Below are 6,346 nucleotides of genomic sequence, written 5' to 3'. Positions count from 1 at the left end.
GTGCGTTTGGTTTTGTGTGTTTGTCCCTTAACGTCTTTCTAATACTAACAAATGCCCCCCGCGGCAACGCGGTGGTGATCGGGGGTGTTTTACCCCCCGGCCCCCGTAGCAGCACGGCTTGCCGGCGGGAGCGGTCTATCAGGCAACGCACGACCATCAGCCCAAGGAGATCACCATGAAATACCTGTGTCTGATCTACAGCAACGAGCAAACCTTGCATTCACACCCCGACAGCCCCCGGGACGATGAATGCCTGACCTACGCGCAATCAGTACAGGCTAGCGGGCGGATGCTGGCGGCCGAGCCGCTGGAGTCGGTGGAAACCGCCACCACGGTCAGAATGCGCAACGGCAAGGTGTCGATTACCGATGGTCCGTTCGCGGAAACCAAAGAGCAACTGGCAGGGTTCTACCTCATAGAGGCGCGGGATCTGAACGATGCCCTACAAGTTGCGGCGCACATTCCTGCAGCGCGGGTCGGCAGCGTGGAAGTACGACCCGTCCGCGAACTGAACCTGCAACAGGGCCAGTCCCAGGACTACCAACACCGGCCCGTCGCCTCGGGAGCCGCATCATGACCACTGCATCCAACGTCCACGCCGAAATCAAGACCCTGCTCGAAGGCTGGTGCACGGGCGTGCGTGAGAAAAATCTCGACGCGATCATGGCCTACTACGATCCAGAGATTGTCGCCTACGACGCCATCATCCAGTTGCAGTTTCGCGGCATCGACGCCTACCGCCAGCACTGGCAGTTCTGCCTGGGGATGTGCGAGGGCGCGATGCTGTTCGAAACCCATCAGTTGGTGGTTCACGGTAACGACGACGTCGCCTTCGCCCACTGGCTCAACAAATGCGGCGGCACTGACGAGAAAGGCGAGGAAAAGTCCTCGTGGATGCGCGCCAGCGCGGGCTACCGCAAGACCGCCGATGGCTGGAAAGCGGTTCACGAGCACTTTTCCGCACCTTTCGACATGGCCAGCGGCAAGGCGCTGTTTGAACTGCAGCCCTGATTTTTCCTACAACAAGAACCCCTGAGGAGAATTCCCATGAGCGTCAAACCCATTCCCGAGGGCCAGCACAGCCTCACCGTGTACATGGGCGTTTCGCCCGCAGACCAGGCCATCGAGTTCTACAAGAAGGCCTTCGGTGCCAAGGAAATGTTCCGCCTGGATGCGCCCGGTGGCCGGGTTGGCCATGCCGAGCTGCAAATCGGCGATTCACGCATGATGCTGTCCGAGCCCTGTGACCAGGGCGGTTTCGATAGCCCCGAGCCGGGCAGCAAAACCGCGTTCGCCATGCACCTATACGTGCCTGACGTCGATGAACAATTCAAGCGCGCCGTCGATGCCGGTGCCACCGTAGTCTCCGAAGTTCAAGACATGTTCTACGGCGATCGCAGCGGCAGTGTGCGTGATCCGTTCGGTCACCTGTGGTTCATCGGCACCCACAAGGAAGATCTCACTCCCGATGAAATCCGTGAGCGCGCAATGAAGATGTTCGGTCAGGCGCCGTCCTGATCGCCGGTAGTCCAACTACTTTCTCTTCGCAGGGCGATTGGCGTTGCCATGACTCAGATCGCCCTGCAACGTGACAGACCATTGCCCGGCGCCTGCCGAGCCCATCAGGTCATTTGTAACCGATGATTGTAATTCGCATTTGCAGCGTTTATTGTCGCGGGCACTAACACTTTCCCCCAATGAAACGTGCATACGGAGTTTGCACGGGCGTTCCGTTATTTCCAATTTACAACCTTGTAAGACCCTGACAGAGAAATGTCGCCTGCCCTTGTAGGAATATTTACCTTTATTGCTTTGCGGGCCCCAGCGCAGTCGCTTGAAAATAACCTCAATAAAAGTCGGTTCAAGCCGATGGAATGTTTGACGCCACGGATGGCAATTGATTTAAGGATAATGCCAGCGTATGACGGAACGAAAACGTAAATACAAACGCCCCAACCGCACCACCCCCAGAGAACAGGAAGTGCTGCAGCTGCTGCTGGCCGGCTACACCAACAAGGGCATCGCCCAGGCGCTGGGGATCAGTGATTACACGGCCCGGGACCACGTCTCGGCGCTGCTCAAGAAGAATGAAGTCCACAACCGCGCACAACTGATGGCCCTGCACGTGAGCCCCAAGGCCCGTAAACAATTCGAATACCCCCTACATCTGACGGATTGTATTGGTGAGCCGGCTGCGCATAATGAGGGCTCTTGAAAGTTTGAATTCGAGTCAAGGTATCGGGGCAAACAGATTGTTGGGTTTGCGTGCGCGTTTGTGTTTCGAGAGCGTAAAGATAACGGGCGAGCAAGTTTCGCCTGCCTTGTATATACACAGTGCCTAAAGTCAAAGTGTCGGGTGGTATTTGTTGGCGTTGTCTGTTTTGGGGAATCGCAGATTTCAAAAAAGAATATTGATAACAAGAAAGGAAGCAGTCGATGACTACATGTAACTCCGTTCATGGCGCGATGACCAGCGCTCGCGTGCAGCCTGAACTTCAGGCCTCGATACACGACAACGTCATGGTGCACTTCAACCGGTTGGTCGAGCGGCAGGGGGCCATGTGCACAGAGATGCTTGGCGAACTGCACAGGGAATGGCTCGGTCCTCGGGGCCTGTTTGCCACGTTTGGACGGGAGATCGAACAGCTGGGACGACAGGCGCCCTCACTCGACGAACTGGACGACATCCTCGATGACCTGCGTCTGCAGCAGGCTGAGTCGGCGGTAGCTTTCGTCCTGGGACAGAGCCATCGGCGTGTGGCTGCAAAAAACCCGTTTGCTGGCCGACGCCGTGAAGCGCTCTGCTGCGTCGCATTCGATGACTGCGCAGGGCTCACGCTGGTGGAGCGATACGCCGCCTATGAGGCACTACGCCAGAATGATTCGACCTTCTTCATCAAACTCATCGCCACTACCCGGGGCGTGTCCGAGCGACGAATCGTGTTTCGCGGCTTGCTCGAACACTACGACAGCCTGATGCCGCTGGAGAGGTGTATCTACCCCGAAGGCTATCGAAGCATTCAACAGGGGCATCTGGATCGTGAGGAAGCGCTCCATGGGCCGCTGTCCCTCGACGGGAGCCTGATGAAGCTGCTGGAAAAGATGACGCCGTTGAGCTTGCTCAAACAGGTTCAGCCTCCCTCCGACTCGCTGCTGTGAATACCAGGTCAAGCCGGCCAGACAACATTGGAACGCGGGCCGCTCACCGCACCATCAACGCCGTCTTCACCCCGGGTTGCGCCGATGTCACGCGGTTGCGCCCGGTGCTTTTTGCGTCGTAGAGCGCCATGTCGGCTTCGTGCAGCCACATGCCAGCGTCGGTGAGGTGCGGGCCGTAGGCGGCAATGCCGATGCTCAGGCTCAATTTCAGGTTGGGCAGGGCGCTGTGGGTGTGTTCGTGGACGGTGCGGCGCAGGCGTTCGAGGATTTCGCCGGCCTGGGCCAGTGTGGTGTCGGGCAGGATCACGCAGAATTCGTCACCGCCATAGCGGCCGGCCAGGTCGGTCTCGCGCAGGCTCGCGGTCAGGGCGCCGCCCAGTTGCTTGAGCACGTTGTCGCCGATGATGTGGCCGTAGGTGTCGTTGATGGACTTGAAGTGATCGATGTCGATCAACGCAACGCTGTTCTGCCGGTTCAGCGTCTGGCAATTGTTGAACTCGACCGTCAGCAGATCCTTCCAGGCGCCGTGGTTCATCAGGCCCGTCAGGCTGTCGGTGGTGCTGAGTTTTTCCAGCGCCTTCTTGCTCCGTGACAGCTGCACCGCCACCCGATAGCACACCAGGCCAATGGCCAGCGGGTAGATGACCAGCATTGGCAGGCAGGCGTAGATCTGAATCTGGGTGACGTCCGGAAACAGCACAGGCGTGAGAATCCAATACCCCACCGCAGAGCCGGCCAACTGCGCGATACAGCCGAGAACAAAAAGGCGCGGGCCGCCGGCCGCGATGTTGTTCATGGCCATCATCGACAGCGCCGTGACGGTCGGCAGCGGATTGAACCCCATGGCGCCGGCCCAGAAGCCGCCTGCCAGCGAGTCATAAATCAGCGTGCGCCGCTCGGCCTGATACGGCTGGCTCGAAAAACGCGCCAGTTGGTAGGCAACATGGGGCCAGCCGTAGCCATGAAACAGCATCAACGCCCAGACCCACGCGGGCGGGTGCGAGGGATATACAGCGGCCGCGACGGAAAAGAACCCGATGCCCAGACCGACCGTGCGCGGCAGGTACATGCGTCGGGCGTAGGAAAGACCCTTGTGGATGGAGTTGTTCATAGCTCTTCACCGGGTTGTGTAATGCAGCATCCCGACTGAAACATCAGCCACGACGAACACCCATGAGTGTCGCCTGCCTGTCAGGGGCTGGGAAGAGCAAAATGCCACTATTCGTCCGAATCACACCGCCGACTGTCGGCATCACACCGCCGACTGTCGGCCAGGCTTTGCAGCGTAGCACCTGGCGTCTGTATGGCCTGACTTGACCCCGATCTGTGTATTTACCGCACCCTGCGATTGGGCTGGAATGCAGGTGCTGCGTCGAGCTGTTTTCGACATCCCACCTCAACCCGTTGGCGGAAGTCGTCATGCCTGAACTTTCAAACCTGTTGGCTTTTTCTCTCATCGCGCTGGGCATGGTTCTGACGCCTGGGCCGAACATGATCTACGTGATTTCCCGATCCATCTCACAGGGTCGCAAGGCAGGACTGATCTCTCTGGGCGGCGTGGGCATCGGTTTTCTGTTCTACATGCTATGCGCGGCCTTCGGCATCACCGGCCTGCTCATGGCAGTGCCCTACGCCTATGACGCCCTGCGTCTGGCGGGGGCTGCATACCTGGCCTACCTGGCCTGGCAAGCCGTCCGGCCGGGCGGGCGCTCGCCGTTCCAGATCAAGGATCTGCCCCAGGACAGCAACCGCCAGCTGTTTTTCATGGGCATGATCACCAACCTGTTCAACCCCAAGGTCGCCATGATCTACCTCTCGCTGCTGCCGCAATTCATCAGCGTCGACAACGGCACCAGCGTGCTGGGCCAGTCCCTGGTGCTGGGCAGCGTGCAGATCGGCATCAGCCTGATGGTCAACGCCACCATCGCCATGGCGGCCGGCTCCATCGCCTTCTTCCTCACCCAACGCCCGAGCTGGGCGATGGTGCAGCGCTGGCTGATGGGCACGGTGTTGTTCGGGTTTGCGGTGCGGATGGCGGTGGAGAGCAAGAGATAATACTGTTGCGGGCATTAGTGACTTGAAAAGTGCTGCTTTTAAGGCTTCAATTGCTGCCTTTAAAGCAGCAATATGGTTGCGTTATGTCGCTCGCTTCTTTTTTGTTCTCCGAGTACCGCAGAAAGGTGCTGGTTCTGATGCTTTTGAATCCGGACCGGCAATACCATCAAAGGGAAATCGCTCGCTTGACCCAGACGATTTCCGGCACGTTGAGCCGGGAGCTGAGCAAGATGGTAGAGGCGGGAGTGCTGCTCAAGGTGCCTGTCGGCAACCTGATGCAGTATCGGGCAAATCGTCAATGCCCCATTTTTTCCGAGCTCGTCAGTATCCTGCACAAGACAGATGGTCTGGCTGACAGCATTGCCTTGGCACTCGAACCACTGTCGGATCGGATAAGGACCGCTTTTGTCTTCGGCTCCATCGCCAGCGGCAAAGCCTCCTCACATAGCGACGTAGATCTGATGGTGATTGGCAGCGTCAGCTTCAGTGAGCTGATTGAGCACTTGTATCCGTTGCAGGAAATACTCGGTCGGGAGATCAATGCCAAGCAGTATCCTGAGAAAGAGTGGTTCCAATTGTTAACCGCACAGGGTGGGTTCGTGCGGGATTTAATGGCCAAGCCTAAGCTGTTCGTCATTGGGTCGGAGGAGGGTCTGGCCAAGCATCAGGAGTGACGAATGACGCTGGATAATCTGTTAGGCAGAGCACTGGAGGCCGTCCCCAAGGATGCGGTGAATGTGGAGCGGTTGATGGCTGCGGCGCGTAGAAGTCTTGAGGACGCGCAGTTGCCAGGAATGAGTAGCGAAGGCCGGTTCGACATGGCTTACAAGTCGATCATGCAAGCGGCCAACGCGGTACTGCAGGCTAACGGATTTCGTACCTTGACCAGCACACCCGGTCACCATCAGACGATGATTCAGACACTCCCGCTGACGATGGGGCTGGACCGGATTCGAATGATCACGCTGGACGGTCTTCGCAAACAGCGCAATCTGAGCGATTACTCAGGAGATCCTGTTAGCGAAGCGATGGCACAGGATGCGGTGAATCAGGCGGTCGATCTGCTCCTGGATATCGATAACTGGTTTATCGATCGTCTACGTCATGGATAGCCCGTAGCAGCACGGCTTGC

At 58.2% G+C, this 6,346-nt stretch carries 9 protein-coding genes; 8 read left to right on the top strand and 1 reads right to left on the bottom strand.

What is annotated here, in order from left to right:
• Positions 1 to 175: 175 nt before the first annotated feature.
• The 5 genes from ACIPO9_RS19585 to ACIPO9_RS19565 all read left to right on the top strand — a co-directional run bounded on the left by ACIPO9_RS19585 (position 176) and on the right by ACIPO9_RS19565 (position 3,159).
• A complete protein-coding gene (locus ACIPO9_RS19585) occupies positions 176 to 577 on the top strand; it encodes a YciI family protein (protein WP_400782895.1) in 402 nt (133 codons plus the stop codon).
• Positions 574 to 1,011 carry a YybH family protein gene (locus ACIPO9_RS19580; protein WP_400782893.1) on the top strand — a complete coding sequence of 146 codons (438 nt, stop codon included), beginning with the start codon at positions 574 to 576 and terminating at the stop codon, positions 1,009 to 1,011. The genes ACIPO9_RS19585 and ACIPO9_RS19580 overlap by 4 nt, the downstream gene beginning before the upstream one ends.
• Positions 1,012 to 1,047: 36 nt before the next feature.
• Positions 1,048 to 1,518, top strand: coding sequence for a VOC family protein (locus ACIPO9_RS19575; RefSeq protein ID WP_400782892.1), 471 nt, complete (start codon positions 1,048 to 1,050; stop codon positions 1,516 to 1,518).
• Between the two features lie 403 nt (positions 1,519 to 1,921).
• On the top strand, positions 1,922 to 2,215 hold the full coding sequence (locus ACIPO9_RS19570; RefSeq protein ID WP_274134251.1) for a LuxR C-terminal-related transcriptional regulator: 294 nt from the start codon (positions 1,922 to 1,924) through the stop codon (positions 2,213 to 2,215).
• Between the two features lie 221 nt (positions 2,216 to 2,436).
• The gene (locus ACIPO9_RS19565) at positions 2,437 to 3,159 is read left to right on the top strand and encodes a hypothetical protein (protein ID WP_400782890.1); all 723 of its coding nucleotides are present in this window, start codon (positions 2,437 to 2,439) and stop codon (positions 3,157 to 3,159) included.
• A 43-nt stretch (positions 3,160 to 3,202) separates the two neighbouring features.
• Here the strand turns inward: ACIPO9_RS19565 and ACIPO9_RS19560 are convergent, their stop codons facing one another.
• Complete coding sequence (locus tag ACIPO9_RS19560) at positions 3,203 to 4,270, bottom strand: diguanylate cyclase (RefSeq protein WP_400782889.1); 1,068 nt, start codon at positions 4,268 to 4,270, stop codon at positions 3,203 to 3,205.
• Positions 4,271 to 4,578: 308 nt separating this feature from the next.
• On the opposite strand from ACIPO9_RS19560, the gene ACIPO9_RS19555 reads away from it, so the two are divergent.
• The 3 genes from ACIPO9_RS19555 to ACIPO9_RS19545 all read left to right on the top strand — a co-directional run bounded on the left by ACIPO9_RS19555 (position 4,579) and on the right by ACIPO9_RS19545 (position 6,326).
• On the top strand, positions 4,579 to 5,214 hold the full coding sequence (locus ACIPO9_RS19555; RefSeq protein WP_274134248.1) for a LysE family translocator: 636 nt from the start codon (positions 4,579 to 4,581) through the stop codon (positions 5,212 to 5,214).
• A gap of 83 nt (positions 5,215 to 5,297) precedes the next feature.
• On the top strand, positions 5,298 to 5,888 hold the full coding sequence (locus ACIPO9_RS19550) for a nucleotidyltransferase domain-containing protein (RefSeq protein ID WP_274134247.1): 591 nt from the start codon (positions 5,298 to 5,300) through the stop codon (positions 5,886 to 5,888).
• A 3-nt stretch (positions 5,889 to 5,891) separates the two neighbouring features.
• A complete protein-coding gene (locus ACIPO9_RS19545; protein WP_274134246.1) occupies positions 5,892 to 6,326 on the top strand; it encodes a DNA-binding protein in 435 nt (144 codons plus the stop codon).
• The last annotated feature ends 20 nt before the right edge of the window (positions 6,327 to 6,346 follow it).

Source organism: Pseudomonas sp. NPDC090203, from assembly GCF_044746765.1.
Classification (GTDB): domain Bacteria; phylum Pseudomonadota; class Gammaproteobacteria; order Pseudomonadales; family Pseudomonadaceae; genus Aquipseudomonas; species Aquipseudomonas putida_AD.
Note: the sequence above shows the minus strand (reverse complement) of the source record. Positions and strands in the feature narration are given on the sequence as shown.

What these genes read in the sequence shown, in the direction of transcription:
- ACIPO9_RS19585 (WP_400782895.1), top strand. Translation starts at nt 176, where the DNA reads ATGAAATACCTGTGTCTGATCTACAGCAACGAGCAAACCTTGCATTCA.
- ACIPO9_RS19580 (WP_400782893.1), top strand. Translation starts at nt 574, where the DNA reads ATGACCACTGCATCCAACGTCCACGCCGAAATCAAGACCCTGCTCGAA.
- ACIPO9_RS19575 (WP_400782892.1), top strand. Translation starts at nt 1,048, where the DNA reads ATGAGCGTCAAACCCATTCCCGAGGGCCAGCACAGCCTCACCGTGTAC.
- ACIPO9_RS19570 (WP_274134251.1), top strand. Translation starts at nt 1,922, where the DNA reads ATGACGGAACGAAAACGTAAATACAAACGCCCCAACCGCACCACCCCC.
- ACIPO9_RS19565 (WP_400782890.1), top strand. Translation starts at nt 2,437, where the DNA reads ATGACTACATGTAACTCCGTTCATGGCGCGATGACCAGCGCTCGCGTG.
- ACIPO9_RS19560 (WP_400782889.1), bottom strand. Translation starts at nt 4,270, where the DNA reads ATGAACAACTCCATCCACAAGGGTCTTTCCTACGCCCGACGCATGTAC.
- ACIPO9_RS19555 (WP_274134248.1), top strand. Translation starts at nt 4,579, where the DNA reads ATGCCTGAACTTTCAAACCTGTTGGCTTTTTCTCTCATCGCGCTGGGC.
- ACIPO9_RS19550 (WP_274134247.1), top strand. Translation starts at nt 5,298, where the DNA reads ATGTCGCTCGCTTCTTTTTTGTTCTCCGAGTACCGCAGAAAGGTGCTG.
- ACIPO9_RS19545 (WP_274134246.1), top strand. Translation starts at nt 5,892, where the DNA reads ATGACGCTGGATAATCTGTTAGGCAGAGCACTGGAGGCCGTCCCCAAG.